Origin of the sequence: Streptomyces sp. AA1529 (assembly GCF_000280905.1) — a bacterium.
Lineage (GTDB): Bacteria > Actinomycetota > Actinomycetes > Streptomycetales > Streptomycetaceae > Streptomyces.
In genome coordinates this window covers 73,516-98,962 of record NZ_ALAP01000037.1, presented here as the reverse complement: position 1 = coordinate 98,962, position 25,447 = coordinate 73,516, and the positions used below count along the sequence as shown (strand labels likewise).

At 73.8% G+C, this 25,447-nt stretch carries 22 protein-coding genes; 15 read left to right on the top strand and 7 right to left on the bottom strand.

Annotated elements, in window-relative coordinates; translation table 11 throughout:
- The first annotated feature begins 88 nt into the window (after positions 1–88).
- The gene (locus tag A949_RS0111145; protein WP_019356087.1) at positions 89–532 is read left to right on the top strand and encodes a hypothetical protein; all 444 of its coding nucleotides are present in this window, start codon (positions 89–91) and stop codon (positions 530–532) included.
- 206 nt (positions 533–738) lie between these two features.
- Positions 739–1,593: a GNAT family N-acetyltransferase gene (locus tag A949_RS0111140; RefSeq protein WP_019356086.1), complete on the top strand. Its 855-nt coding sequence runs from the start codon at positions 739–741 to the stop codon at positions 1,591–1,593.
- A 70-nt stretch (positions 1,594–1,663) separates the two neighbouring features.
- On the opposite strand, the gene A949_RS0111135 is transcribed toward A949_RS0111140, so the two are convergent.
- Positions 1,664–3,181 carry an MFS transporter gene (locus A949_RS0111135; protein WP_019356085.1) on the bottom strand — a complete coding sequence of 506 codons (1,518 nt, stop codon included), beginning with the start codon at positions 3,179–3,181 and terminating at the stop codon, positions 1,664–1,666.
- A 101-nt stretch (positions 3,182–3,282) separates the two neighbouring features.
- Between A949_RS0111135 and A949_RS0111130 the strand changes: the two genes are divergently transcribed.
- Both A949_RS0111130 and dusB read left to right on the top strand, forming a co-directional pair.
- Positions 3,283–4,221 carry a helix-turn-helix transcriptional regulator gene (locus A949_RS0111130; protein ID WP_019356084.1) on the top strand — a complete coding sequence of 313 codons (939 nt, stop codon included), beginning with the start codon at positions 3,283–3,285 and terminating at the stop codon, positions 4,219–4,221.
- 123 nt (positions 4,222–4,344) lie between these two features.
- Complete coding sequence (gene dusB, locus A949_RS0111125; protein ID WP_019356083.1) at positions 4,345–5,493, top strand: tRNA dihydrouridine synthase DusB; 1,149 nt, start codon at positions 4,345–4,347, stop codon at positions 5,491–5,493.
- A gap of 30 nt (positions 5,494–5,523) precedes the next feature.
- Here dusB and A949_RS0111120 read toward each other — a convergent pair whose 3' ends face one another.
- Complete coding sequence (locus tag A949_RS0111120) at positions 5,524–6,123, bottom strand: gamma-glutamylcyclotransferase family protein (protein ID WP_106428794.1); 600 nt, start codon at positions 6,121–6,123, stop codon at positions 5,524–5,526.
- 402 nt (positions 6,124–6,525) lie between these two features.
- On the opposite strand from A949_RS0111120, the gene ppdK reads away from it, so the two are divergent.
- A complete protein-coding gene (gene ppdK, locus A949_RS0111115; RefSeq protein WP_019356081.1) occupies positions 6,526–9,303 on the top strand; it encodes a pyruvate, phosphate dikinase in 2,778 nt (925 codons plus the stop codon).
- Between the two features lie 318 nt (positions 9,304–9,621).
- A complete protein-coding gene (locus tag A949_RS38060; protein WP_019356080.1) occupies positions 9,622–10,101 on the top strand; it encodes an LppU/SCO3897 family protein in 480 nt (159 codons plus the stop codon).
- 33 nt (positions 10,102–10,134) lie between these two features.
- Here A949_RS38060 and A949_RS0111105 read toward each other — a convergent pair whose 3' ends face one another.
- Both A949_RS0111105 and A949_RS0111100 read right to left on the bottom strand, forming a co-directional pair.
- Positions 10,135–10,893, bottom strand: a complete 759-nt coding sequence (locus A949_RS0111105; protein WP_019356079.1) for a response regulator — start codon at positions 10,891–10,893, stop codon at positions 10,135–10,137.
- On the bottom strand, positions 10,890–11,810 hold the full coding sequence (locus A949_RS0111100) for an oxidoreductase (RefSeq protein ID WP_019356078.1): 921 nt from the start codon (positions 11,808–11,810) through the stop codon (positions 10,890–10,892). Before A949_RS0111100 ends, A949_RS0111105 begins: the two co-directional genes overlap by 4 nt.
- Before the next feature lie 169 nt (positions 11,811–11,979).
- Between A949_RS0111100 and aroQ the strand changes: the two genes are divergently transcribed.
- Positions 11,980–12,486 (top strand): type II 3-dehydroquinate dehydratase, encoded by a 507-nt coding sequence (gene aroQ / locus A949_RS0111095; RefSeq protein WP_051019459.1) that lies wholly within the window; start codon positions 11,980–11,982, stop codon positions 12,484–12,486.
- 18 nt (positions 12,487–12,504) lie between these two features.
- Here the strand turns inward: aroQ and A949_RS0111090 are convergent, their stop codons facing one another.
- Both A949_RS0111090 and A949_RS0111085 read right to left on the bottom strand, forming a co-directional pair.
- Positions 12,505–12,828 (bottom strand): hypothetical protein, encoded by a 324-nt coding sequence (locus A949_RS0111090; RefSeq protein WP_019356076.1) that lies wholly within the window; start codon positions 12,826–12,828, stop codon positions 12,505–12,507.
- Between the two features lie 185 nt (positions 12,829–13,013).
- Positions 13,014–13,877 (bottom strand): NAD(P)H-binding protein, encoded by an 864-nt coding sequence (locus tag A949_RS0111085; protein ID WP_019356075.1) that lies wholly within the window; start codon positions 13,875–13,877, stop codon positions 13,014–13,016.
- A gap of 167 nt (positions 13,878–14,044) precedes the next feature.
- Between A949_RS0111085 and A949_RS0111080 the strand changes: the two genes are divergently transcribed.
- Both A949_RS0111080 and A949_RS0111075 read left to right on the top strand, forming a co-directional pair.
- On the top strand, positions 14,045–14,992 hold the full coding sequence (locus A949_RS0111080) for an AraC family transcriptional regulator (protein ID WP_026004552.1): 948 nt from the start codon (positions 14,045–14,047) through the stop codon (positions 14,990–14,992).
- 66 nt (positions 14,993–15,058) lie between these two features.
- The gene (locus A949_RS0111075) at positions 15,059–15,841 is read left to right on the top strand and encodes a helix-turn-helix domain-containing protein (RefSeq protein WP_019356073.1); all 783 of its coding nucleotides are present in this window, start codon (positions 15,059–15,061) and stop codon (positions 15,839–15,841) included.
- Here A949_RS0111075 and A949_RS0111070 read toward each other — a convergent pair.
- Entirely contained in the window at positions 15,781–16,173 is a 393-nt protein-coding gene (locus A949_RS0111070) for a VOC family protein (protein ID WP_019356072.1), read from the bottom strand. The two genes, A949_RS0111075 and A949_RS0111070, sit on opposite strands and share 61 nt — an antisense overlap.
- A gap of 257 nt (positions 16,174–16,430) precedes the next feature.
- Here A949_RS0111070 and cutA point away from each other — a divergent pair, with 257 nt between their 5' ends.
- The 6 genes from cutA (at position 16,431) to A949_RS0111040 (ending at position 25,411) form a co-directional block, all read left to right on the top strand.
- Positions 16,431–16,763 carry a divalent-cation tolerance protein CutA gene (gene cutA, locus A949_RS0111065; protein WP_019356071.1) on the top strand — a complete coding sequence of 111 codons (333 nt, stop codon included), beginning with the start codon at positions 16,431–16,433 and terminating at the stop codon, positions 16,761–16,763.
- Between the two features lie 28 nt (positions 16,764–16,791).
- Entirely contained in the window at positions 16,792–18,117 is a 1,326-nt protein-coding gene (locus A949_RS0111060) for a deoxyguanosinetriphosphate triphosphohydrolase (RefSeq protein WP_019356070.1), read from the top strand.
- A gap of 253 nt (positions 18,118–18,370) precedes the next feature.
- A complete protein-coding gene (locus A949_RS0111055) occupies positions 18,371–19,642 on the top strand; it encodes an NAD(P)/FAD-dependent oxidoreductase (protein WP_019356069.1) in 1,272 nt (423 codons plus the stop codon).
- 234 nt (positions 19,643–19,876) lie between these two features.
- A complete protein-coding gene (locus A949_RS0111050) occupies positions 19,877–21,619 on the top strand; it encodes a pyruvate dehydrogenase (protein ID WP_019356068.1) in 1,743 nt (580 codons plus the stop codon).
- Between the two features lie 56 nt (positions 21,620–21,675).
- A complete protein-coding gene (gene dnaG, locus A949_RS0111045) occupies positions 21,676–23,592 on the top strand; it encodes a DNA primase (protein ID WP_026004551.1) in 1,917 nt (638 codons plus the stop codon).
- A 451-nt stretch (positions 23,593–24,043) separates the two neighbouring features.
- Positions 24,044–25,411 carry an RNA polymerase sigma factor gene (locus A949_RS0111040; RefSeq protein WP_037706129.1) on the top strand — a complete coding sequence of 456 codons (1,368 nt, stop codon included), beginning with the start codon at positions 24,044–24,046 and terminating at the stop codon, positions 25,409–25,411.
- Positions 25,412–25,447 lie beyond the last annotated feature (36 nt).

The following is a 25,447-nucleotide window of genomic DNA, read 5'->3' as shown; positions in this document are numbered from 1 at the left end:
TACCTGTTTCGGGCGGGGACGTTCGCCGAGCCCGGCCCCCGACGGCCGCTGTAGCCTGGCGCCGCTGTGACGACGGGGGGAGCTGGCCGTGGAGAACATTGTGTCCGTGGCCGTCGGGGCCGCAATCGGCCTCATAGGGGTCGTGTTCGGTGCGTGGTTCACCGCGCGCAGGCAGGACCGCATGTGGCTCCGCGAGCAGAAGCTGAAAGCCGGGATCGGCTTCAACACGGCCGTGGTGCAACTGCTGGACCACTTGAAAGGAACACGGCTGAGTGATGACGGCCCGGGCGCCGACGACTTGGTGAACCGGATGCAGGAAGCACGCTCAGCCCTCTACCTGCTCTGCAGCGGTGAAACCGTCGATCTCGCCGATGCTCTCGCGCGTCGGGTCTGGAGCACCCGGCCCACCGACGGGAGGGACGATCGCCGGGCCGAGTTCCAGGAGACGCTGGATCTGCTGCGTCGGTTCACCGGCCGGCTGCGGGAAGAGATCGCCGGATCGCAGTCCGCCTCTGGACGATCGGGACCGTAGAGTCAGGAGACCGGGCCGACAGGTCGTCGGGGTCGGTGGTCGGCGGAAGGTGCCGTCGCGGAGTCAGCCGGTTTCCTGGCGCCGCCGAGCGCTCCGAAGACACCCGGCGGCGAGGTATCGGCTGCGAAGTCCTCCTGACAGACATGTACGTGCCTCCGACGGCGAAATCCGGGGGCGCACCTCGCCGACCCGCGGGATCATGAGGCATGAGCCCGGACGACTGGCATCTCACCGAGGACGTCGGCGCTTTTCTCGCTCGCGCCAGGACCTTCCTGCGCTTGCGTCCTGCTCTGCACACTCTCCCGCTGACGGTGACCGACACACTGCGGACGCGCGGGGCGGACGCGTACGGCGCCGACACCCCGGTTCTCGGCCTGCTGGAGCGGGCGGGCGAGGTCCGTGCTGTCTTTTTCCGTACCCCGCCCCGCCGCCTGACACTCACCCCGCTGAACCCGGGGGAGACCGACAGTCTCGCCGCCTGCCTGGCGGGCCTCGGTCATCAACTCCCCGGTGTGCACGCCGACCAGGACACCGCCGCGTCGTTCGCCCGGGCCTGGCAGCGGCACACGGGTGCGGTGCCGACGCTGCAGGAGCGGCAGCGTCTCTACCGACTGGGCACGCTCACGCCACCGGAGCCGCTCCCCGAGGGCCGGGGGCGGGTCGCGGGTGAGGAGGACCGTGAGCGGCTGATGCTCTGGCACCGCGAGTTCGTCACCGACGTCGGAGGGACTCCCGCTGCGGGCGACAGCTCATGGGCGGACACCCGTATCGCCGACCAACGCGTCATGCTCTGGGAGACTCCGGACGGCACCCCCGTCTCCATGGCGGGCAGGACCCTCATGGTCGCGGGCCAGATCCGGGTAGCGCCCGTCTACACCCCGGCCCCGCTGCGTGGCCGCGGTTACGCGGGTGCCGCGACAGCCGCGGTGAGCTGGGCCGCGTCGGCCGCGGGCGCGTCGGAGGTCGTGCTGTTCGCGGACCTGGCCAACCCCACCAGTAACGGCCTTTATCGGCGGATCGGGTACCGCCCGGTCGCCGACTTCGCGGCGTACGACTTCTAGTCCGCCGCGCCCGGTACCCGCCGAGGAGCTCCGAAAGGGCTCGCAGCGGGACCCCGCGGGTGCTCGGCCCTCAGCCCATCGTGCGGGGCATCCGCACCCCCGTCACCACCAGAGTCAGCAGCCCGCATGCCTGGAGGGCCAGGACGGCCGCCAAGGCTTCGCGCATGCCGTACTGCGGCGTCAGAGCGAGGAAGAGGGAGCCCAGGGCGGCGACGCCGAGGGCGAAGCCGGCCTGCTGGGCGGTGGCGGCCAGGCCACTGCCCGCGCCGGCTCTGGCGGCGGGAACGCCGGAGAGCAGGACGCGGTAGTACGTGGGCAACTGGAGTCCCTGGCCCAGTCCGCACAGCAGCAGGGCGGGCGCCAGCGCCACCGGCGGCAGTCCGGGCCACTGCGTGAACAGTGCCAGCAGCAGGGCACCCAAGCCCGTGCCCTGGGCGACGGCGCTCAGCACCAGCACTCCTCCCGCGCCGAACCGTTCGGTCAGCCGTGGGGCCCGCACGGAGGCGGCGAACTGCGCCAGGCCCATCGGCACCAGGGTGAGCCCCGCCTTGAGCGCGCCGTACCGCAGCCCCTGTTGCAGCAGCAGTGCGCTCTCGAACATGAAACTGCTGAAGCCGAGGAAGACGGGGGCGCCGATGAGCAGTCCGCGCCGGACGCCGGGCTCCCGCAGCAGTGAGGGCGGCAGCAGCGGGCTGCGGCCCGCGCGCTCCTCGCGGCGTTCGACGGCGAAGAAGGAATACGCCAGCAGGGCCGCCGCCCCCAGCAGGGCGATGGACCACCAGGGCCAGCCTGCCGCGCGCCCTTCCGTCAGGGGCAGCAGCAGGGCGATCAGCCCGCAGGCCAGCAGCACTGTTCCGGCGGTGTCTCCGCGTGCGGGCGACTCCGAGCGGCTCTCGGGCACCGTGCGGGCGCCGATGGCGAGTATGACCAGCACCACCGGGACGTTGATCAGGAAGATGGCCCGCCAGCCGGTGCCGCCCAGGTCGGCGGCGACCAGCACGCCACCCAGCACCTGCCCGGTGACGACGGAGATCCCGCCGACCGAGCCGAACAGGCCGATGGCCCGGGACCGCGCCCGTCCTTCGCTCGTGGCCTGGATGGTGGCGAGCACCTGCGGGAACATCATCGCCGAGGCGGCTCCCTGTGCTGCCCTGGCGGCGGTCAGCCACCACACTCCGGGGGCGAATCCGCAGGCCAGCGAGGTGGCTCCGAAGGCGGCGACGCCCCACAGGAAGAGCCGTCGGCGGCCGAGGGCGTCGCCCAGCCGGCCGCCCAGGACGAGCAGCGAGGCATAGGCGACGGCGTATCCGGCGACGACCATCTCCAGCGCTGCCGGGGAGGCGCCGAGGTCGTTCTCGATGCTCGGGAAGGCGACGTTGACGACGAAGAAATCGATCATGGGTAGTGCGGCGCCCAGCAGCAGCGTGACCAGGCCGGAAGGGTGCAGCGCCGGCGGGGCCTGCGGCACCGGCGGTCCGGGTGCCGGGTACGGGCCGTGTTTCCGGTCGGAAGGGTTTCGCTTCCGGTCGCAGTGGTCCGGCTTCCGGTCGGGGGCCGGCCGCGCGGCGGTGGGGATGTCGTGACTCATGAGGACGAGCCTCGGCCCCCTGTCTGCCTGGTACCAGGCGGTCCTCATCCTGGTACCAGGACTACCCGGCACCAGGATGCGGCGTGCGCCATCCTGGTGCCATGAGCCTCAGCACTCCCGGAGCGGCCCGCTTCGGATCGGCAGGCCCCGCACCGGGATCGCCCGCACCGGAACCGGCGGCTCTCACACCGGCACCGGCCGCACCCGCCGACAGCGTCCGCCGCCAGGAACTCGCGGCGTTCCTGCGCAGCAGGCGCGAGCGGATCCCGCCCGAGCGGGTGGGGCTGCCCAGGGGGCCGCGCCGCCGGACACCGGGGCTGCGCCGCGAGGAGGTGGCGCATCTGTCGACCGTGGGCGTGACCTGGTACACGTGGCTGGAGCAGGGCCGTGCCATCCAGGTCTCGGCGCAGGTGCTGGACGCGCTCGCCCGGGCGCTGATGCTCGACTCCAGCGAGCGCGCTCATCTGTTCGCGCTCGGCGGGACGGCCGATCCGACGCCCGCCGCCGAGACGCCCGTGCTGCCGGAGGGCATCCGCAAGGTGCTCGACCGGCTCGAACCCTTTCCGGCCTGCGTGCAGAACGCGCGCTACGACATCGTGGCCTACAACCGGGTCTACGGCTGTCTGCTGGGCGATCTGGACGCGCATCCGCCCGAGGACCGCAACTGCATGTGGCTGGCCTTCACCGACCCGGACTGGGCCGCCGCGATGCCGGACCGGGAGGAGGCGATCCGGCTGATGGTGGCCCGCTTCCGCTCCCGGATGGCCGAGCATCTGGCGGAGCCCGCGTGGAAGGCGCTGCTGGCGCGGATGCGTACCTCCGCGGAGTTCCGCGCGCTGTGGGAGCGGCACGAGGTGGTCCGTGCCGCGGACCACACCAAGCGCTTCCGCAACCCGCGGGTCGGGATGGTCTCCTTCACCTACCACGGGCTGTGGCTCGGCCCGGCCGAGGGCGCGCGCCTGGGGACGTACGTGCCGCGCGACGAGGAGACCCAGGCGCGGGTGGAGCGGCTGCTCGGCCTGGTCGCCGGCGGTCGGTGAGCGGGACGGAGACCGACCTGCGGTGTCCGTCGCCGGATGGGGGACAATGGGAAGCTGTTCGCCACGCCGGACAACGCCGAACAACGACGAACAACGACGAACGAGCCGAGGAACCCCTGCCGTATGAGCCCGTCGATCCAGCCGCTGCACATCGGAGAGCACGCTGTCCAGCCGCCGGTCGTGCTGGCGCCGATGGCCGGGATCACCAACGCGCCGTTCCGGACGCTGTGCCGGGAGTTCTCCGGCGGCCGGGGCCTGTTCGTCAGTGAGATGATCACCACGCGGGCGCTGGTGGAGCGCAACGAGAAGACGATGCAGCTCGTGCACTTCGACGCGAGCGAGAAGCCGCGCTCCATCCAGCTCTACGGCGTCGACCCGGTGACCGTCGGCAAGGCGGTGCGCATGATCGCCGACGAGGACCTCGCCGACCACATCGACCTCAACTTCGGCTGCCCCGTCCCGAAGGTGACCCGCAAGGGCGGCGGCTCCGCGCTGCCGTACAAGCGACCGCTGCTGCGGGCCATCCTGCACGAGGCGGTGCACAACGCGGGCGGCCGGCCGGTGACGATGAAGATGCGCAAGGGCATCGACGACGATCATCTGACCTTCCTGGACGCCGGGCGGATCGCGGTGCAGGAGGGTGTCACCGCCATCGCCCTGCATGGCCGTACGGCGGCGCAGCACTACGGCGGGACCGCCGACTGGGACGCCATCGCGCGCCTCAAGGACGCCGTCCCCGAGATCCCGGTGCTGGGCAACGGCGACATCTGGTCGGCCGACGACGCGCTGCGCATGATGCGCCGGACCGGCTGCGACGGCGTCGTGGTCGGGCGCGGCTGCCTGGGGCGGCCCTGGCTGTTCGCCGACCTGGTGGCCGCGCTCGGCGGCGAGGACACCGGGGCCCGCGCCCGGCCGACGCTGGGCGAGGTCGCCGACGTCATGGTGCGGCACGCCGGGCTGCTGGGGGAGTGGTTGGGGGACGAGGCGCGGGGCGTCATCGACTTCCGCAAGCACGTCGCCTGGTACACCAAGGGCTTCTCGGTCGGGTCCGAGATGCGCAAGCAGCTCGCCGTCGCGGCCTCGCTGGCCGAACTGCGTTCCCTGCTGGACGGGCTCGACCTGTCCCAGGAGTGGCCGGAGGGGGCCGACGGTCCGCGCGGGCGGACCCACTCGCGCAACAAGGTCGTCCTGCCGGACGGCTGGCTGGACGATCCGTACGCGTGCGACACCGGCATCGGCGCGGACGCCGAGCTGGCCACCTCCGGCGGCTGACGCCCGGCACGGCGGCTCCCCCGGCGGCGTTCAGCGGTCCGGGTGCCCGCCCCGGTGCCGCGCCGTGGCGGCCGCCTCCAGCCGCGCCGTGGCGGCGGCCTCCAGCCGGGCCGCGTAGCCCGCCAGTCGCCGGGCCGCGAAGACGTCCGCCGACCAGTCCTCCGCGGCGACCTGGTCCGGCGCCGCCCAGACGTACGTCCAGATCCGGCCGGGCACGGAGCAGCGGCTGTCCGCCGTCCCGCCGGCTGCCGCGGGAGGCCCCTGTTCCGCGGCAGGCACTCGCTCCGCCCCGGGCTCCCGCTCCGCGGTGAGGCGGCGCAGCTGGTACGCGTCGTCCTCGAAGTCGTCCAGCGCGCGCCACTCGGCAGGGCTCAGTCCGGTCAGCAGCAGCCCGGTGGCCGTGTGTCCGGGGGACGGGACGAGCCCTGGATAGGGGCGGTCCGCGAGTGCCGCGGTGCGCCAGCCGGGCGCGGTGGCCGGGAGGCCGGGCGGGACGCGGCCGAGCAGGGCGGCCAGGATGCGGTCGAAGCGCAGCGTGCCGTAGACGAACAGGGCGTCCGCCGCGGTGTCGACGGGGGCGAGGCGGGCGTGCCGGGCGGCCGGATTCTCAGCGGTGTGCGGATCGGTCACCACGGCAATCTACTGCGGCCCACACCTCGTCCGGATGGTGAGACGTTCACCCGTTCAGCCGCGTGATTCGCGCCACCTTGATCAGGGGTGCGCTCAGATGAGCGCTCAGATGTGAGCTGTACATCTCCAAGGAGCGGGTCGCGGTTTTACCGACCCTTGGTTCCCGGGTTGTAGGTGGCCGTTACTCTGTGTCGGTTATTTCGGCTGATTCTTTCAGCTCAGCGTAGTAATCAATTCGAGGTTTGAATGGTATGACCAATTAGCTCATACGGTCCTCCGCTTTCGATCTCTCGGCACACGGGTGGTTACAGCCGTGTGACGTGCTGTTGGACGTACTCGTAAGCCTTCGATCTGGGTACGCTCCCCGCCGTCAGGGCAGCCGACCACGAGGAGCCGAGTCCGGTGCCGGTTCACGCGAAGAACACAGAGTCCGCGAACGCAGAGTCCGCAGTAGGCGCGTCGCAGCAGCAGTCGCAGCAGCGGAAGTTCGTCTATGACTTCAGTGAGGGCAACAAGGACCTCAAGGACCTCCTCGGCGGGAAGGGAGCCAACCTCGCCGAGATGACCAACCTCGGTCTGCCCGTCCCTCCGGGCTTCACCATCACCACCGAGGCCTGCAAGGCGTACCTGGACTCCGGAGCGGCCCCCGCGGCCCTCCGCGACGAGGTGAGCGGACATCTGGCCGCGCTCGAGGAGCGCATGGCCAAGAAGCTCGGCCAGGCCGACGACCCGCTGCTGGTCTCCGTGCGCTCCGGCGCCAAGTTCTCCATGCCCGGCATGATGGACACCGTCCTCAACATTGGGCTCTCCGACGAGTCCGTGCACGGACTCGCGGCCCAGTCCGGCGACGAGCGCTTCGCCTGGGACTCCTACCGCCGCCTCATCCAGATGTTCGGCGACACCGTGCTCGGCATCGACGGCGAGCGCTTCTCCGAGACCCTGGACGAGGCCAAGAGCGCACGCGGCGTCGTGACCGACGTGGACCTGACCGCGGACGACCTCAAGGAACTGGTCCAGAAGTTCAAGTCCATCGTCTCCGAGGAGACCGGCCGCGACTTCCCCCAGAACCCCCGCGAGCAGATGGACCTGGCCGTCCGCGCGGTCTTCGACTCGTGGAACGGCGCCCGCGCCCGCCTCTACCGACGGCAGGAGCGCATCCCGCACGACCTGGGAACGGCCGTCAACATCTGCTCGATGGTCTTCGGCAACCTCGGCCCCGACTCCGGCACCGGCGTCGCCTTCACCCGCGACCCGGCCAGCGGCCAGCAGGGCGTCTACGGCGACTACCTGCAGAACGCCCAGGGCGAGGACGTCGTCGCCGGTATCCGCAACACCGTGCCGCTCGCCGACCTCGAACAGCTCGACAAGGCGTCGTACGACCAGCTCATGCAGATCATGGAGACCCTGGAGAACCACTACCGGGATCTGTGCGACATCGAGTTCACCATCGAGCGCGGCAAGCTGTGGATGCTGCAGACCCGCGTCGGCAAGCGCACCGCGGCGGCCGCCTTCCGCATCGCCACCCAGCTCGTCGACCAGGGCCTGATCGACGAGGCCGAGGCGCTGCAGCGGGTCAACGGGACCCAGCTCGCACAGCTGATGTTCCCCCGCTTCGACAGCAATGGCGGTCTCGAGGGCGCCGACCAGATCGGCTGGGGCATCGCCGCGTCGCCCGGCGCCGCGGTCGGCAAGGCGGTCTTCGACTCCTACACCGCCATCAAGTGGTCGCGCTCGGGCGAGAAGGTCATCCTCATCCGCCGCGAGACCAACCCCGACGACCTGGACGGGATGCTCGCCGCCGAGGGCATCCTCACCTCGCGCGGCGGCAAGACCTCGCACGCGGCCGTGGTCGCCCGCGGCATGGGCAAGACCTGCGTGTGCGGCGCCGAGGAGCTGGAGGTCGACACCAAGCGGCGCTGCCTCAAGAGCCAGGACGGGCGGATCGTCGAGGAGGGCGACGTCGTCTCCATCGACGGCTCCACCGGCAAGGTCTACGCCGGTGAGGTGCCGGTCGTCCCCTCGCCGGTCGTGGAGTACTTCGAGGGCCGCACGCACGCGGGGGCCGACGAGGCCGACGAGCTGGTCCAGGCCGTCCACCGGATCATGGCGTACGCCGACCGGGTACGCCGGCTGCGGGTGAGGGCCAACGCCGACAACGCCGAGGACGCCGCGCGGGCCCGCCGGTTCGGCGCCCAGGGGATCGGCCTGTGCCGCACCGAGCACATGTTCCTCGGGGAGCGGCGCGAACTGGTGGAGCGGCTCATCCTCGCCGACACCGAGGAGGAGCGCGAGCGGGCGCTGGGCGCCCTGCTCCCGCTCCAGCAGGGCGACTTCGTCGAGCTGTTCGAGTCGATGGACGGACTGCCGGTGACGGTGCGGCTGCTGGACCCGCCGCTGCACGAGTTCCTGCCCGACATCACCGAGCTGTCGGTCCGGGTCGCGCTCGCCGAGTCCCGCAAGGACGCCAACGAGAACGATCTGCGGCTGCTGCAGGCCGTGCACCGGCTGCACGAGCAGAACCCCATGCTGGGGCTGCGCGGCGTCCGCCTGGGCCTGGTCATCCCCGGCCTGTTCACCATGCAGATCCGCGCCATCGCCGAAGCGGCCGCCGCACGGAAGGCCGGCGGCGGCGACCCGCGGGCCGAGATCATGATTCCGCTGGTGGGCACCGTGCAGGAGCTGGAACTCGTCCGCGAGGAGGCCGAGCAGGTCATCACGGAGGTCGAGCAGCGGCACGACGTGGAGCTGGGGCTCACCCTCGGCACCATGATCGAGCTGCCGCGCGCCGCGCTCACCGCCGACCAGCTCGCCGAGTGCGCCGACTTCTTCTCCTTCGGCACCAACGACCTGACCCAGACGGTGTGGGCGTTCAGCCGCGACGACGTGGAGGCCAGCTTCTTCACGGCCTACCTGGAGAAGGGCATCTTCGGCGTCTCCCCGTTCGAGACCATCGACAAGGACGGCGTGGGCTCCCTGGTCCGCAGCGCCGCGGAGGCGGGCCGGGCCACCCGGCCCGACCTCAAGCTCGGTGTCTGCGGCGAGCACGGCGGCGACCCCGAGTCGGTGCACTTCTTCCACGAGGTGGGCCTCGACTACGTCTCCTGCTCGCCGTTCCGCATCCCGGTGGCCCGGCTGGAGGCGGGCCGGGCGGCCGCGGCCCAGCAGCACGCGACCGCGTGACCCGAGCCATCCCGCTCCCGGGCTCCCCGTCCGCACCGACCCTCACCGCGGACGGGGAACCCGGCCCGGGAGGCGGCACCCGTGCGGGGGTGCCGCCTCCTCCTTCTTCTTCTTCTTCTTCGCCCCCGGCCCCGGCGCTCCCGGCTGTCGGATCATGGTCTTCCGCGCTGCGTCCGCCGAAGTCGCCGCGGCGCCGGGCGGGTTCGTCGGTGCTCGGCGAGCACGGTGGTGGCACCGGCCGGGCGTGAGTGCCCTTACAGTGATGCCGTCATGTGCGCTTCAGCGCACGTCAGGCCAGCACCTCAACGGGGAACACTCATGTCCGCACCACCGCCGTACCAGTACCAGTACCAGCAGCCCCAGGGCCCTCCGCCGCAGTACCAGCAATACCAGGCTCCCCCGCCGCCCCGCGGCCCGCAGCGCCCCCAGCAGGGCGGCCCGTTGCGCGGCCTGATCGCCGCCGTCCTCGTCCTGGCGGTGTTCGGCGGCGTCGGCTGGTACGTGTACGACTACAACACCGACCCCGACGGCGGTAAGGCCAAGGCGGAGGCGTCGCGGTCCGCGCGGATCGAGGAGCAGAAGACCCACGACCCGCAGCAGGGCGACTGCGTGAAGATCGAGGGCACCGACGACGACCCGCTGCCCACCATCGTCGACTGCGGTTCCCCGGAGGCCGAGTACCGGACCGGGGAGCGGCTCTTCGGGCCGGACAAGGAGTGCCCGGCCCAGTACGACTACGGCATCCAGTACTCCAGCAACCGCGGTGGCGACCACACCATGTGCTTCACCGAGGTCTGACCCAGAGACGGCGAACGGGCCGCCCGCCGCACCTCACATCCGGTGGTAGCGGCGCTCGGGGCGGCCCGTGGTGCCGTACCGCAGGGTGACCCGCGCCGCCCCGGTCGCCACGAAGTGCTCCAGGTAGCGGCGGGCGCTCACCCGGGACAGACCGCTGTGCTCGGCGCACTCCGAGGCCGACACACCCGTCGCCCGCGGACCCGCCCGGAGGGCCGCACGGACCAGGGCCGCGGTCTGCTCGGTCAGCCCCTTGGGCAGCGGCTGCGCCCGGACGGCCACCCCGGCGCCGTCCGGCAGCTGCGTGGTCCCGCGCGCCGTCGCGGCTCCCGGGGGCTCCGCGGTCGCACCGCCGCCGGAGTGCCCGAAGACCCGGTCCAGCTCCTCCTGGCCGGGGGCCGTCAGCGACTCCAGGTCCCGCCGCTCCCGCGCGTACCGCTCCAGCCGTTCGCTCAGCAGCCGCCCCTCGAACGGTTTGACGACGTACTGCACGGCCCCGCCGTGCCGTGCGGCCCGCACGCTCGCCGCGTCCCGCGCCGCCGTGATCACCAGCACGTCCGGGCCGCCGCCCGGCGCGCCGTCGCCGCGCAACTGCTGCAATACCTCCAGCCCGCTGATGTCGGGCAGATACAGGTCCAGCAGCACCAGGTCCGGCGCGGTCCCGCGCACCGCCGCGAGCGCTTCCGCACCGCTGTGCGCCACCGCGGCGATCTCGAACCCGGGCACCCGGGAGACCAGGGTGCTGTGCAGCCGGGCCACCATGAAGTCGTCGTCGACCACGACCGCCCGGATCACGAGGGAACCCCGTAGGCGACCCCCGTCAACTGCTCGGAGGCCGCCCACAGCCGCTCGGCCGCCACGTCGCTGAGGGTCCAGGGCGCCCGCCAGGACGGCGCCGGAGCACCGCGCCAGCCCAGCAGCCGCGGCCCGGTGAACGAGTCCGGCGCCACCCCCGGAGCGGTCGCCGCGTACAGCGTCGGCAGGGCGCCCGCGTCGGCGGACTGCCCCAGCACGCGGGTGCCCAGCGCCATCACCCGCTCGGCGGTCTTCCGGCCCTCCATACGGGCTCCGGCGGTCTGCAGGTTGGTGGCCGCATAGCCGGGGTGCGCGGCGGCGGCGATCAGCGGGGTGCCGGCCAGCAGCCGGGCCAGCTCGTGGGTGAAGAGCAGATTGGCGGTCTTGGACCGGCCGTAGGCGATCCAGCGCCGGTAGGAGTGCTCGCTGTTGAGGTCCGCGATGTCGATGTTGGCCAGTAGGTGCAGCCCGCTGGACAGCGTCACGACGCGGGGTGCCGGGGCCGCCAGCAGCCGCTCCAGCAGCAGCCCGGTGAGGGCGAAGTGCCCCAGGTGGTTGACGCCGAACTGCCGCTCGAAGCCGTCCGCCGTCCGGCCGTAGGGCAGCGCCATCACTCCCGCGTTGTTGACGAGGAGATCCACCCGCTCGTCCGGCAGCTCCTTGGCGAAAGCGCGCACCGACGCCAGGTCGCCCAGATCGAGCCGGCGCAGCTCGGTGCGCGGCCCCGCCTCGGGCAGCTCCTGCACGAGCGCGTCCCGGGCCCGGCCGCCCCGCTCCTCGTCCCGGCAGGCGAGCACCACCCGCGCGCCGCGCCGTGCCAGCTCCCGGGCCGTCACGAAGCCGAGCCCGCTGTTGGCGCCGGTCACGACCGCCGTACGGCCGCTCTGGTCCGGAATGTTCCGCGCTGTCCAGCCCATCGCCCGCCCTGCTCCTCGCTCGTTCAGCGATTCTCTCCTGTGGAGGCTAGCGGCAGGCCTCCGGGCGGTCGAGGTCAGCCGCGCCACGACCGGTGCCGCACCGCGTGCCCCGCCGCGGCCGCAGCGGATCCGGCGGCCGGCACGGGCCGCCGCGCTCTAGGCTGCCCCCATGAACGCGAACTCCGCCGCAGCCGGGCCGCCCTCCGCGAGGCCGCGTGTGCTGCTCCTGCACGGCCCCAACCTCGACCTGCTCGGCGAACGCGACCGGGCGACCTACGGCAGCACCACCCTGCGGGACGTCGAGGAGCGGGTCACGGCGCTCGGCGCCGAGCTGGGCGCCGAGGTGCGCTGCGCGCAGAGCAACAGCGAGGGCGCGCTGATCGACCTGATCCACGCCACCCGGGGCGGCGACAGCGGCATCGTCTTCAACCCCGGCGCCTACGCGCACTACAGCTACGCGCTGCGGGACGCCGTCGAGGTGGTGGCCGCGCTCGGCATCCCCTGCGTCGAGGTGCACATCTCCAACGTGCACGCCCGCGAGCCCTTCCGGCACACCTCGGTCACCGCGCCGGTGTGCCAGGGCATGGTCTCCGGGCACGGCGTCTTCGGCTACGAGCTGGCGCTGCGCTCCGTGCTGCACCGCGTCGCGGAGTGGGGCGCCGTCGACGGCGCCTGAGCGCCGCCCGCCGGCCCGTCAGTCGGTACCCGTCACCGCCGTCAGGACGAACACGCTGTCCTCCAGTGCGAGCACGCCGTGCCGCAGGTGCGGAACCCGCTGGATCTGCCCGGCGGCGACATCCTGGTCGGCGCTGCCCTCGGTGAGCCGGATGCGGCCCCGGAGGACGTGGACGCTCGACGCCGGCGGCGTGTTGTGCTCCTCCAGCGACGACCCCTCCGTCAGCGCGATGACGGACTGCCGCAGCGGCCCGTCGTGCAGGAAGAGGTACGCACTGCGGCCGTGCGGGTCTTTCCGTGCCAGCGCCAGGTGCTCGGTTGCCAGGGCGGTCACATCGTCCATGCGTCCATCGTGCCCCGCACGGCACGCGACGCAACCGGGCCACCGCGGGCGCGGCGGATTCGCCTGCGGCCCCCGCGGCGCGCGGCCGCCCGCGCTGCTCTCCCGTGCTGCGCCCCTCGCTCCCGCCCGGCGGCGCCTCGCCGCGGTGCGTCCCGCGCCCGCCCGCAGCGTGCCGGGGCGCGTCCTCAGGGCCGCCACGCCCCACGCCGCACCGCCTCGCGGGCGGCGTCGCGGACGTCCCGCGCCGGGCGGCCCAGCACCTCCTGCACGCCGTCCGTGACGGAGGCGTTGCGCCCGTCCAGCAGCTGTGCGAACAGTTCACCCAGGAAGGCCACCAGCTCCGGCGGCAGCCCCTGCCCGGCCAGCTCTCCGGCGTACTCCCGCGCGGTCACGGGCACGTACCGCACGGCGGGGCCGCCGGCCGCGGTCACCTCCGCCGCCGCCTCCCCGAAAGTGAGCAGCCGCGGCCCGGTCAGCTCGTGCACGCGCGCGTGGTGGCCCTCCTCGGTCAGTGCGGCGGCGGCCACCTCCGCGATGTCGTCCGCGTCGATGAACGGTTCGCGCACCTCGCCGGCCGGGAAGGGGAGTTCGCCCGCCAGCACGGAGGGCAGCAGGACGCCCTCGCTGAAGTTCTGGAAGAACCAGCTCGTGCGCAGGATCGTCCACTCCGTGCCCGCGTCCCGGACCGCCTGCTCGGTCGGGCGGGCGAGCTCCTCGCCGCGCGCCGAGAGCAGCACCAGCCGCCGCACGCCGGCCGCCGCCGCGCGGGCGCCGAACGCCCGTACCGCGCCGGCGACACCGGGGGCGCCCACGTCCGGCTGGCAGACGACGAAGACGGCGCCCACCCCCGCCAGCGCGGCGTCCCAGGTACCGGGGTCCTCCCAGTCGAACGCCGGCTCCCCGGTGCGGGAGCCCACGCGCACCGGGTGCCCGCGGGCGTGCAGTCGCTCGACGACCCGGGAGCCGTTCCTGCCGGTGCCGCACAGCACCAGAACCGGGTCCTGTGCGTGCTGCCGCTCCGCCGCGTGCTCACTCTTCCGCTGTGTCATGCCGCAAGCCAACGCCGGCGGGGCTCCCGGGGACATCGTCGGGCGGCTCAGCCGCATGTCCGTGCGTCTAGGCTGCTGCCGTGACAACGGTCGCGGCGCGGGGCGCCGAACAGGACGGGCGGTCCGGCCGGGCCGCGGGGGCGTGGCGGACGGGCGGCGCCGACGGGCTGACCGAGGCGCTGACCGACGTGCTCGGCGGCGCCCGGGCGCGCGGCGGACTCTTCCACCGTGCGGTACTCGCACCCCCGTGGGGCGTGCGGGTGCAGGACGGCGCGCCGCTGTCGCTGGCTTCCATGCTGCGCGGCACCGGCTGGGTCCGGCACTCCGGGGCGCCGGAGCCGGTGCGGCTGACGCCCGGCGCTGTGGCGGTGCTGCGCGGACCGGCCCCCTATGTGCTCGCCGACGACCCGGAGACCGAACCGGGGCTGCTGATCCAGCCGGGTGACTGCTGCACCACCGTGGACGGGACCGACATGTGCGAGGAGCTCGCGCTGGGGGTGCGGACCTGGGGCCGCAGCTTCGACGATCCCGCCGTCCTGCTGAGCGGCAACTACCAGTTGCACGGCGATCTCAGCGCCCGGCTGCTGGACGCGCTGCCGCCGCTGCTGGTGCTGGATGCGGCCGAGTGGGACGCGGACCTGATGCGGCTGGTCGCCGCGGAGGTCGTCAAGGACGCGCCGGGCCAGCAGATGGTGCTCGACCGGCTGCTGGACCTGCTGCTGGTCTCCGTGCTGCGCGCCTGGTTCGCACGGCCCGAGGCGGACGTGCCCGCCTGGTACCGCGCGCAGAGCGACCCGGTGGTGGGGGTGGCGCTGCGGCTGCTGCACGAGCAGCCCGGGCACGCCTGGACCGTGGCGGCGCTGGCGGCCGGAGCCGGGGTGTCCCGCGCGAGCCTGGCCCGCCGCTTCTCCGAACTGGTCGGCGAGCCGCCCATGTCCTATCTCGCGCAGTGGCGCATCGATCTGGCGGCCCGGCTGCTGCGGGAGCGGGGCGCCACGCTGGGCGCCGTCGCCCGCCGGGTGGGCTATGGGGACGGCTTCGCGCTGAGCGCGGCCTTCAAGCGGCTGCGCGGCGTCAGCCCCACGGCGTACCTGGCGGGCAGCGACCCGGACTGAGCCCCGGTGCGGCCCTCCGCCGGGTTCGGCGGCCGGGCTGTCGGTGGCCGGGTGCACCCTGGGGCCATGTACGAGGAGCGGACGTCCCGGCTGCGGGGCGCGGTGTGCTGGACCCGCGCCGCCGTGCCCCCGGGCACCACCGGGCGGGTGCTGCCGGACGGCTGCATGGACCTGCTGCTGTGGAACGGCGAGCTGGTCGTCGCGGGCCCGGACACCCGCGCGCATCTGGCGACCGAGCGCGCCGGACTCCCGGCGTACGGCCTGCGGCTGCCGCCGGGCACCGGCCCGCGGGTCTTCGGCCCGCCGGCCTGGGAGCTGCGGGACCGGCGCACGCCGCTGGCCGACCTGTGGCCCGCCGGCCGGGTGCGGGAGCTGACCGAGCGGGTCGCCGGTGCCCGGGACCCGCTGGCGGCGCTGGAGCAGGTCGCGGCGGAGCGGCTGGCGGCGCCGGAGCGCACGGCCGCCGAACGGCGCGCCGCCGCGCAGGAGGAAGCCGTCGTCGCGGCGCTGCGCGAGGGGGCCGGGGTGGCGCGCACGGCCCGCGGCGTGGGCCTGAGCGAACGCCAGCTCCACCGCCGGTGCCGCGCCGCGTTCGGGTACGGGCCCAAGACCCTCGCCCGGGTGCTGCGGATGCAGCGGGCGCTGCACCTGGCCCGGTCCGGCACCGCGCTCGCCGGGGCGGCGCAGCTGGCCGGGTACGCCGATCAGGCGCACCTCTCCCGCGAGGTCCGCGCCCTGGCGGGTGCTCCGCTGACCGCGCTGGTGCCCGCGGCCGGCCGCCGGGCCGGTCAGTCGTTCGGCGCGAACAGGTCGACGCCGTTGCCGTCCGGGTCCAGGACGACGGCGTAGCGCTGCCCCCACACGGCGTCCCACGGGGCGTGGTGGCCCGGGTGACCCGCGGCGGTCAGCTCGCCGTACACCCGGTCTACCTCGGCGGGCGAGTCGCACCGGAAGGCGAGCCCGATCCGGCCGCCGCCCGCCGGAGCCGTCCATTCCGGTTCGAAGGAGCGGACGACCTCCTCGGTGTCCCAGGCCAGCCGCACGCCGCCCGGGCCGACGTGCTCCACGTGCGGCTGTGCGTCCGCTTCCGCGGGGAGATCGAGCCCCAGCCGCCGGTAGAAGGCGAGCGAGGCGGCCATGTCGGAGGTGACGATGCCGATGAGGTCGAAGCGCGGTGTCATACGGCCACGCTAGGGCGCCGCGTCCAGGCCGTCTTGAACGTTTCGGCCCCCGTCGCCCCGTCGCCCCGTCGCCCCGTCGCCCCGTCGCCCCGTCGCCCCGTCGCCCCGTCGCCCCCGGTGTCCCGGACCCCGCCCGGACAGGCGCCTCCGCTGTCCCGCCCGGAGCCTCCGCCGTCCGCACCCGCCCGGACGTCTCGCCGTCCGCGCCCGCCGCGACGGCACCTGGCGCGGCTGCGCGCGGTGGCTACGCTGTCCGGATGGCCGAGATCCTCACCGTACTGACGACGACCGCCTCGCAGGAGCAGGCCCAGACGCTCGCCGCCGGAGCGATCACCCGGCGGGTGGCGGCGTGCGCCCAGCTCAACGGCCCCGTCACCGCCGTCTACCGGTGGGAGGGCGCGGTGCAGACGGACTCCGAGTGGCAGGTGCTGTTCAAGACCTGCGCCGACCGCTACGGCGCGCTGGAGGAGTATCTCCGCGAGGCCCATCCCTACGAGGTGCCGGAGATCATCGCCACGGCCGTGGTGCGCGGCAGCGCGGACTATCTGCGGTGGGTGGAGGAGGAGACGCGGCCCTCCCCGCAGCCGTGAGCCCGGGCCCTGCGGTTACGGTCGGTCCATGGAACCCTCCTCCGCGGCTGCGGGCGGCGCCCCCGCGACGCCGCGCTACGGTCCCGCCGACCTCGAGCGCTGGGTGCCGGAGCCGGACAAGCGGCCCGGGCGCACCGCCTTCCAGCGCGACCGCGCCCGGGTTCTGCACTCCGCCGCGCTGCGCAGGCTGGCGGGCAAGACGCAGCTGGTCGCACCGGGCAGCGCCAGCCCCGCCTGGGACGCGACACCGCGCACCCGGCTGACCCACTCCCTGGAGTGCGCCCAGGTGGGCCGGGAGCTGGGTGCCGCGCTGGGCTGCGACCCCGATCTGGTCGAGACGGCCTGCCTCGCCCACGATCTGGGGCACCCGCCGTTCGGGCACAACGGCGAGGCCGTGCTGGCCGAGATCGCCGCACCGGCGGGCGGCTTCGAGGGCAACGCGCAGTCGCTGCGGCTGCTCACCCGGCTGGAGCCCAAGCGGTTCTCCGCGCACCTGGACGGCCAGGGCTATGTCGGGCTCAACGCGACACGGGCCGCCCTGGACGCAGCGACCAAGTACCCGTGGCGGCGCGGCGGCCATCCGGACGACCCCGCCTCGCCCAAGTTCGGCGTCTACGAGGACGACCTGCCGGTCTTCGGCTGGCTGCGCAAAGGCGCGCCGGAGGGCCGCACCTGCTTCGAGGCGCAGGTCATGGACTGGTCGGACGACGTGGCCTACTCGGTGCACGACCTGGAGGACGGGATCAGGGCCGGGCATCTGGACCCGCGCATCCTGCGGTCCGGACCCGAGCGCGGCGACGTGTTCGAGGTGGCCGCGGAGCGCTACGCGCCGGGAGCCGGGGAGGGCGAGCTGGCCGCCGCGCTCGACCGGCTCCTGGAGCGGGACTGGTGGCCGCACTCCTACGACGGCACCGCGCACGCCCAGGCCCGCCTCAAGGACGCCACCAGCCAGCTCATCGGCCGCTTCTGCCTGGCCGCCGAGGCCGCGACCCGGGCCGCGCACGGCTCGGGCCCGCTGACCCGGTACGCCGCCGAACTGATCGTCCCGCAGTCCGCGCAGTTGGAGTGCGCCGTCCTCAAGGCGGTCGCCGACCGCTATGTGATGCAGCGGCCCGACCTGGAGCGGCTGCGCCGCGAGCAGCGGGTGGTCCTGCGCGAGCTGGCCGAGGCGCTGCTGGCCAGAGCGCCGGAGGGGCTGGATCCGCAGTACGCGGACCTGTACGCGGAGGCCGCGCTCGCTGCCGACCCGGACACGGCGCGGCTGCGGGTGGTCGTCGACCAGATCTCCACGCTCACCGACGCCGCCGCCCGTGCCCTGCACCGCGCGCTGGCGATGCGCGGGCAGCAGGGATGAGGTGCGCGGCGCTCCGGGCGGGACGCGTGGCCGACCGGGGCCGCGTCCGCGCCGGGTCGGCCGGGCCCGCGGGGCGCGCACCGGGCCCGGCGCCCGGTGCCGTCCGGCGCCTCGGAACTCGTCGCGCGGCTCATACGTCCCATCCATGCCCCCTGCCTCTTCCCGGGCCCGCCCCGATGCGGGACGCTCACGTGTGGACGACGGGGGACAGCACGGCCCGCAGGGGGCAGCGTCTTCGAGGAGGAGGCTTCAAGTGGTCGACGCACACCGGACGTTCGTCATCGTCGGCGGAGGGCTGGCGGGGGCGAAAGCCGCCGAGACCCTGCGCGCGGAAGGGTTCACCGGCCGCGTCATCCTGATCGGCGACGAGCGCGACCATCCCTACGAGCGCCCTCCGCTCTCCAAGGGCTACCTCGCCGGTTCGGACGAACGGGACAGCGTCTTCGTGCACGAGCCCGCCTGGTACGCGGGCGCCGACATCGAGCTCCATCTGGGGCAGCCCGCGGTGCAGCTGGACCGGGCGGGCAGGTCGGTCCGGCTGGGCGACGGCACGCGCATCCACTACGACAAGCTGCTGCTGGCCACCGGCGCCGAGCCGCGCCGGCTGGACATCCCGGGGACCGACCTGGCCGGTGTGCACCACCTGCGCCGGCTGGCGCACGCCGAACGGCTGCGCGGGGTGCTGAGCGCGCTGGGCCAGGAGAACGGCCATCTGGTGATCGCCGGGGCGGGCTGGATCGGCCTGGAGGTGGCCGCGGCGGCGCGGACCTACGGCGCGGAGGTCACCGTCGTCGAGCCGGAGCCCACACCGCTGCACGGCGCACTCGGCCCGGAGCTGGGCGCGCTCTTCGCGGACCTGCACCGCGAGCACGGGGTCCGCTTCCACTTCGGCGCCCGGCTGACCGAGATCACCGGTACCGACGGCATGGTGCAGAGCGTGCGCACCGACGACGGCGACGAGCACCCCGCGCACGACGTGCTGGCCGCCATCGGCGCCGCGCCGCGCACCGCGCTGGCCGAGAGCGCGGGTCTGGAGCTGGCGCCCGGCCCGGGCGGCGGCATCGCCGTGGACGCCTCGCTGCGCACCAGCGACCCGGACATCTACGCCACCGGCGACGCCGCCGCCGTCGCGCACCCGCTGCTGGGCGACCGGCTGCGGGTGGAGCACTGGGCCAACGCCCTCAACGGCGGTCCGGCGGCGGCCCGGGCCATGCTCGGCGCGCAGGTGTCCTACGACCGGGTGCCGTACTTCTTCTCGGACCAGTACGACCTGGGCATGGAGTACTCCGGGCACGCCCCGCCCGGCTCCTACGACCAGGTGGTGTGCCGGGGGGATGTGGCCAAGCGCGAGTTCATCGCCTTCTGGCTGCGGGACAACCGGGTGCTGGCCGGGCTGAACGCCAACGTCTGGGACGTGACCGGGGCGGTGCAGGACCTGATCAGGTCCGGCGCCGCGGTGGATCCCGACGCGCTGGCCGACCCGGGTGTGCCGCTGGAGTCGCTGGGCACCGCCGGTCCGGCCTGAGCCCCACCGCGAGCCCGGTCCCGCCGGGTCCGTACCGGTGGACCGCCCCGCGCGGGGCGGTCCACCGGCAGGCCGGTCCGCCGCGGTGGGGTGCCGCTGTCCGGGCCCGCGCCGCGCCGGTACGGGAGATTCACGTGATGCTTGAGCGGCGGACGGGGAATACGTTCGGCGGAAGAGAGCGACACCCCGTACCGCCGCCCTCCCGTGGCGCGGCGAGCGAAGGACGAGTGAACGATGGCGAAGCAGACGGTGGCCGAGCAGTTCGTCGACACGCTGGTGCGCTGCGGGGTGGAGCGCCTCTACGGCGTGGTGGGGGACAGCCTCAACCCGGTGGTCGACGCCATTCGGCGGACTCCCGCCATCGACTGGATCCAGGTCCGCCACGAGGAGACCGCCGCTTTCGCGGCCGGTGCCGAGGCGCAGCTCACCGGGAAGCTCGCCGCGTGCGCCGGCTCCTGCGGCCCCGGCAATCTGCACCTGATCAACGGGCTCTACGACGCGCACCGCTCGATGGCGCCCGTCCTCGCGCTGGCCTCGCACATCCCCAGCAGCGAGATCGGCACCAGCTTCTTCCAGGAGACCCACCCCGACCGGCTCTTCGCCGAGTGCAGCCACTACAGCGAGCTGATCTCCAGCGAGCAGCAGATGCCGCGGGTGCTGCAGACGGCCATCCAGCACGCCGTCGGACAGCAGGGGGTCAGCGTCGTCGCGCTCCCCGGCGACCTGGCGTCCGAGGAGGCGCCCGCCAGCCCGGAAGAGCATGCGCTGGTCACCTCGCGCCCCACCGTGCGCCCCGGGGACGCGGAGATCGACGCGCTGGTGCACCTGATCGACGACGCGGAGAAGATCACGCTGTTCTGCGGCGCCGGCACCGCGGGCGCGCACGGCGAGGTCATGGAGTTCGCCGAGCGGCTCAAGACCCCGGTGGGGCACGCGCTGCGCGGCAAGGAGTGGATCCAGTACGACAACCCCTATGACGTGGGCATGAGCGGACTGCTCGGCTACGGCGCCGCCTACGAGGCCACCCACGAGTGCGATCTGCTGATCCTGCTGGGGACCGACTTCCCGTACAACGCGTTCCTGCCCAAGGACTGCCGGATCGTCCAGGTCGACGTGCGTCCCGAGCACCTGGGCCGGCGCACCGCCCTCGACCTCGCGGTGTGGGGCGACGTGCGCGAGACGCTCCGCTGCCTCACGCCGCGGGTGCGGGCCAGGACCGACCGCCGGTTCCTGGACCGGATGCTGCGCAAGCACGCCGAGACGCTGGAGGGCGTCGTCAAGGCGTACACCCGCAAGGTGGAGAAGCACACCCCCATCCACCCCGAGTACGCGGCCTCGGTGCTGGACGAGGAGGCGGCCGACGACGCCGTCTTCACCGTGGACACCGGGATGTGCAACGTGTGGGCGGCGCGCTATCTCACGCCGAACGGGCGGCGCCGGGTGATCGGCTCCTTCAGCCACGGCTCGATGGCCAACGCGCTGCCGCAGGCCATCGGCGCGCAGTTCCTCGACCGGAGCCGGCAGGTGGTCTCGCTCTCCGGGGACGGCGGCTTCACCATGCTGATGGGCGACTTCCTCACGCTGGTCCAGTACGACCTGCCGGTCAAGGTCGTGCTGTTCAACAACTCCTCGCTGGGGATGGTCGAGCTGGAGATGATGGTCGACGGGATGCCCGCCTACGGCACCCACAACCGCAACCCGGACTTCGCGGCCCTCGCCGAGGCCGCGGGCGCGCACGCCGTACGGGTCGAGAAGCCCAAGCAGCTGCGCGGCGCCCTGCGGGACGTGCTCTCGCACGACGGGCCCGCGCTGCTCGACATCGTGACCGACCCGCACGCGCTCTCCCTGCCGCCGAAGATCACCCGGGAGCAGGTGAGCGGCTTCGCGCTCTCCGCCGGCCGGACCGTGCTGGACGGGGGAGTGGGGCGGATGGTCCAGATGGCGCGGTCGAATCTGCGCAACATCCCGCGGCCCTGAGCCGCGCCGCCGCACCGGGGTCGGGGAGTGTCACCGGGCGGCCGTAGACTTCCCACGTGGCTGGAAGGATCAACGACGAGGACGTGAAGGCGGTCCGGGACGCGGTCCCGATCGACTCCGTGGTGTCCGAGTACCTCCAGCTCCGCAACGCGGGCGGCGGCAACCTCAAGGGACTGTGCCCGTTCCATGACGAGAAGTCCCCTTCGTTCCACGTCAGCCCGAGCAAGGGGTTCTACCACTGCTTCGGCTGCCAGGAGGGCGGGGACACCCTCGACTTCGTGATGAAGGTCGACCACCTGTCCTTCTCCGAGTCCGTCGAGCGGCTCGCCGCCCGCGCCGGGATCACCCTGCGCTACGAGGAGGGCGGCTACGGCCGCGCCTCGCAGCAGGGTGAGCGCACCCGGCTGGTGGAGGCGCACCGGATCGCGGCCCGCTTCTACGCCGAGCAGCTCGACGGCCCCGAGGCGGAGATCGGCCGCCGCTTCCTCGCCGACCGGGGATTCGACCAGGAGGCCGCCCGGCACTTCGGCATCGGCTACTCCCCGGCCGGCTGGGACCACCTGGTGCGCTATCTGCGCGGGCAGGGCTTCACCGACAAGGAGCTCACGCTCTCCGGCCTCGCCCAGGAGGCGCGCAACGGCCGTCCCATCGACCGCTTCCGCGGCCGTCTGATGTGGCCGATCCGCGACATCACCGGCGACGTCGTCGGCTTCGGCGCCCGCAAGCTGCGCGAGGACGACCAGGGGCCGAAATACCTCAACACGCCGGAGACCCCCCTCTACCGCAAGTCGCAGGTGCTCTACGGCATCGACCTGGCCAAGCGGGAGATCGCCAAGGCCAACCGCGCCGTCGTCGTGGAGGGCTACACCGACGTCATGGCCTGCCACCTGGCGGGCGTGACCACGGCCATCGCCACCTGCGGCACCGCCTTCGGCGGTGAGCATGTGAAGATCCTGCGCCGGGTGCTGATGGACAATGCCCAGTCGGAGGTCGTCTTCACCTTCGACGGCGACGCGGCCGGGCAGAAGGCCGCGCTCCGTGCCTTCGAGGACGACCAGAAGTTCGCGGCCCGCACCTGGATCGCGCTGACGCCCGGCGGCATGGACCCGTGCGATCTGCGGCTCGCGCACGGCGACGAGGCCGTGGCCGAGGTGATCGAGGACCGTGCCCCGCTCTTCGACTTCGCCATCCGCTCCATCGTGGACCGGCACAACATCGACACCGCCGAGGGGCGGTCCGCCGCGCTGGAGGAGGGCGCGCCGGTCGTCACCCAGATCAAGGACCCCTCCATCCGGCGCGGCTACGCGGTACGGCTGGCCGGGCTGCTGGGCATCGTGGACGAGGAGTTCGTCGTCCGCCGCGTCGCCCAGCTCTCCCGGTGGGCGCGCGAGCGCGGGCAGGCGCCGCCGCGGGGCGCGGGGCGCGGCTCACGCGCGCAGGAGAGCCCGGCCGTGCAGGCGCCCTTCGTGCCCCGCGGCCCGGATCTGAACCTGCGCAGCCCTGCCCACCGGGTCGAGCGCGAGCTGCTCAAGCTGGCGCTCCAGCGGCCGGAACTGGTCTCGCCCGCCTTCGACGCCTACGGGACCGACGAGTTCACCGCGCCGCCGTACGCCGTGGTGCGGCAGGCGGTGGAGGCCGGGGGCGGCGCCGAGGCCGGGGTCGGGGACAGCGGCTACCTGGGACGGGTGCGGGACGCGGCACCGGACGACACGGTGCGCTCCCTGGTCACCGAGCTGGCCGTCGAGCCGCTGCGCAGCGCCCGCAACCGGGAGGTCGACGAGGCGTACGCGGGCGAGCAGCTGGTCGCGGTGCGCCGCGCCGCCGTCAATGCCCGCATCGCCGAACTGGAGGGTGCGGCGCGGCGCCTGGAGGCGCGCCAGGAGTACGAGCAGTCGGCCGGTGTGCGCCGGCAGATCTGGACGCTCCAGCAGTACGGCATCGCCCTGCGCGAGCGGGGTGCCGCGGCGCTCTGACGCCGAACGGGACCGTCCGGCGGCCGGGAGCGGTCGGCTGCGGAGGCCGTCCGGCGGTGGGAGCGCGGCCGGCCGCGGCGCCCGGCCGTGCGGGGCCGACTCGCGCCCGGCCGCGGTGTGTTGGTGCCGCCCCGCCCGGTCCGGCTGCCTGTGACGCCGGCGGTGGGTGCCCGCGGCGGGCGTGCGGCGGCGCGCCGGGCGCACGTTTTCGGGCTTGCCGCGCTGCGGGCGCTTGCGGACACCACCCGCGGGCCCGGTGAGCGCCTCGGGGCGGCCGGCGGGGCACGCCCCGGGAGCCGCGAAGCGGCCGCTGCCGGTGCCACAGGAGGAACAGCTGCCTCCGCGACCCCGGGAGTGCGTAGTGGATCGTGCGCTGAGGGTGACGTTTGGCGGAAAAACTGCCCGCACGCCTCTCGTGGCGGGCATGTGTCGTACCCCACACTGGTGAGCGGTGCCTGAGTCCTCGGAGCGGGGCGGTGCTGGCCGGAACGGGCCAAAGTCCCCCGCGGAACCGCACGTTCCGTACGGGATGGAGCGCGGCCCGGCCGCGGCCGTTCCCCTCCCGCACGCCGCCCCCGAACCGGCAGCGATCACACTGGAGGTCGCCCCCGTGCAGACCCGGACCCGGAATGCGGCGCCCCGCGCCGCCTCGACCGCCCCGCTGGACGCGCACTCCGCGCCGTCGGCGCCCCCGGCGCTGGTGCCCGTCGCCGAGTCGCCCCTGGTAGCCGCCCCGGCCGCGGCCCTCCTCGGCCCGCCGGCCCAGGCGCCCCTCGCGGAGCCCGGTTCCCCGGGCGGCGTGCCCGGTGTTCCGGAGCCCGGCGGGACCGTGCCGGAGCAGCGCGGGGCGCCCCGGGCCGAGGAGGAGGCCGAGCCCGCGGTACCGCAGCCGGAGGCGCCCGCGACCGGCGCCTCGGCGGATCTCTTCCGCCAGTACCTGCGCGAGATCGGCCGCATCCCCCTGCTCACCGCCGCCGAGGAGGTGGAGCTGGCCCGGAGCGTGGAGGCGGGGCTCTTCGCCGAGGAGAAGCTCGTCGACTCGCCCACCCTGGACGGGGAGCTGGCGCTCGACCTCGACCGCCTGGTGGTGCGCGGCAGACTGGCCAAGCGCCGCCTCATCGAGGCGAACCTGCGGCTGGTGGTGTCCGTCGCCAAGCGCTACGTGGGCCGCGGCCTGACCATGCTCGACCTCGTCCAGGAGGGCAACCTCGGGCTGATCCGCGCGGTGGAGAAGTTCGACTACGCGCGCGGCTACAAGTTCTCCACCTACGCGACCTGGTGGATCCGCCAGGCCATGTCCCGGGCCCTGGCCGACCAGGCCCGGACGATCCGGGTGCCGGTGCACGTGGTCGAGCTGATCAACCGGGTGGTGCGGGTGCAGCGCCGGATGCTCCAGGAGCGCGGGTACGAGCCCGCGGCCGAGGAGGTCGCGGCCCAGTTGGACCTGACCGAGGAGCGGGTGACCGAGGTGCTGCGGCTCGCCCAGGAGCCCGTATCCCTGCATGCGCCGGTCGGCGAGGAGGAGGACGTCAACCTCGGCGACCTGATCGAGGACGGGGACGCGCCCTCGCCGGTGGAGTCGGCCGCCTTCCTGCTGCTGCGGGAGCATCTGGAGGCGGTGCTCTCCACGCTCGGTGAGCGCGAACGCAAGGTCGTGCAGCTCCGGTACGGGCTGATCGACGGCAGGCCGCGCACGCTGGAGGAGATCGGCCGGCTCTTCGGCGTCACCCGGGAGCGGATACGGCAGATCGAGTCCAAGACCCTCGCCAAGCTGCGGGACCACACCTTCGCGGACCAGCTTCGGGGCTATCTGCACTGACGCCCGTCGATGCGCCCGCCGCCGCGCGGCACCGCC

Coding starts and splice junctions, on each gene's coding strand:
- A949_RS0111085 (WP_019356075.1), bottom strand. CDS start 13,877: ATGACACAGCGGAAGAGTGAGCACGCGGCGGAGCGGCAGCACGCACAG.
- A949_RS0111130 (WP_019356084.1), top strand. CDS start 3,283: ATGAGCCTCAGCACTCCCGGAGCGGCCCGCTTCGGATCGGCAGGCCCC.
- A949_RS38060 (WP_019356080.1), top strand. CDS start 9,622: ATGTCCGCACCACCGCCGTACCAGTACCAGTACCAGCAGCCCCAGGGC.
- A949_RS0111060 (WP_019356070.1), top strand. CDS start 16,792: ATGGAACCCTCCTCCGCGGCTGCGGGCGGCGCCCCCGCGACGCCGCGC.
- cutA (WP_019356071.1), top strand. CDS start 16,431: ATGGCCGAGATCCTCACCGTACTGACGACGACCGCCTCGCAGGAGCAG.
- A949_RS0111100 (WP_019356078.1), bottom strand. CDS start 11,810: ATGGGCTGGACAGCGCGGAACATTCCGGACCAGAGCGGCCGTACGGCG.
- A949_RS0111140 (WP_019356086.1), top strand. CDS start 739: ATGAGCCCGGACGACTGGCATCTCACCGAGGACGTCGGCGCTTTTCTC.
- dusB (WP_019356083.1), top strand. CDS start 4,345: ATGAGCCCGTCGATCCAGCCGCTGCACATCGGAGAGCACGCTGTCCAG.
- A949_RS0111075 (WP_019356073.1), top strand. CDS start 15,059: ATGTACGAGGAGCGGACGTCCCGGCTGCGGGGCGCGGTGTGCTGGACC.
- A949_RS0111135 (WP_019356085.1), bottom strand. CDS start 3,181: ATGAGTCACGACATCCCCACCGCCGCGCGGCCGGCCCCCGACCGGAAG.
- aroQ (WP_051019459.1), top strand. CDS start 11,980: ATGAACGCGAACTCCGCCGCAGCCGGGCCGCCCTCCGCGAGGCCGCGT.
- A949_RS0111070 (WP_019356072.1), bottom strand. CDS start 16,173: ATGACACCGCGCTTCGACCTCATCGGCATCGTCACCTCCGACATGGCC.
- A949_RS0111050 (WP_019356068.1), top strand. CDS start 19,877: ATGGCGAAGCAGACGGTGGCCGAGCAGTTCGTCGACACGCTGGTGCGC.
- A949_RS0111090 (WP_019356076.1), bottom strand. CDS start 12,828: ATGGACGATGTGACCGCCCTGGCAACCGAGCACCTGGCGCTGGCACGG.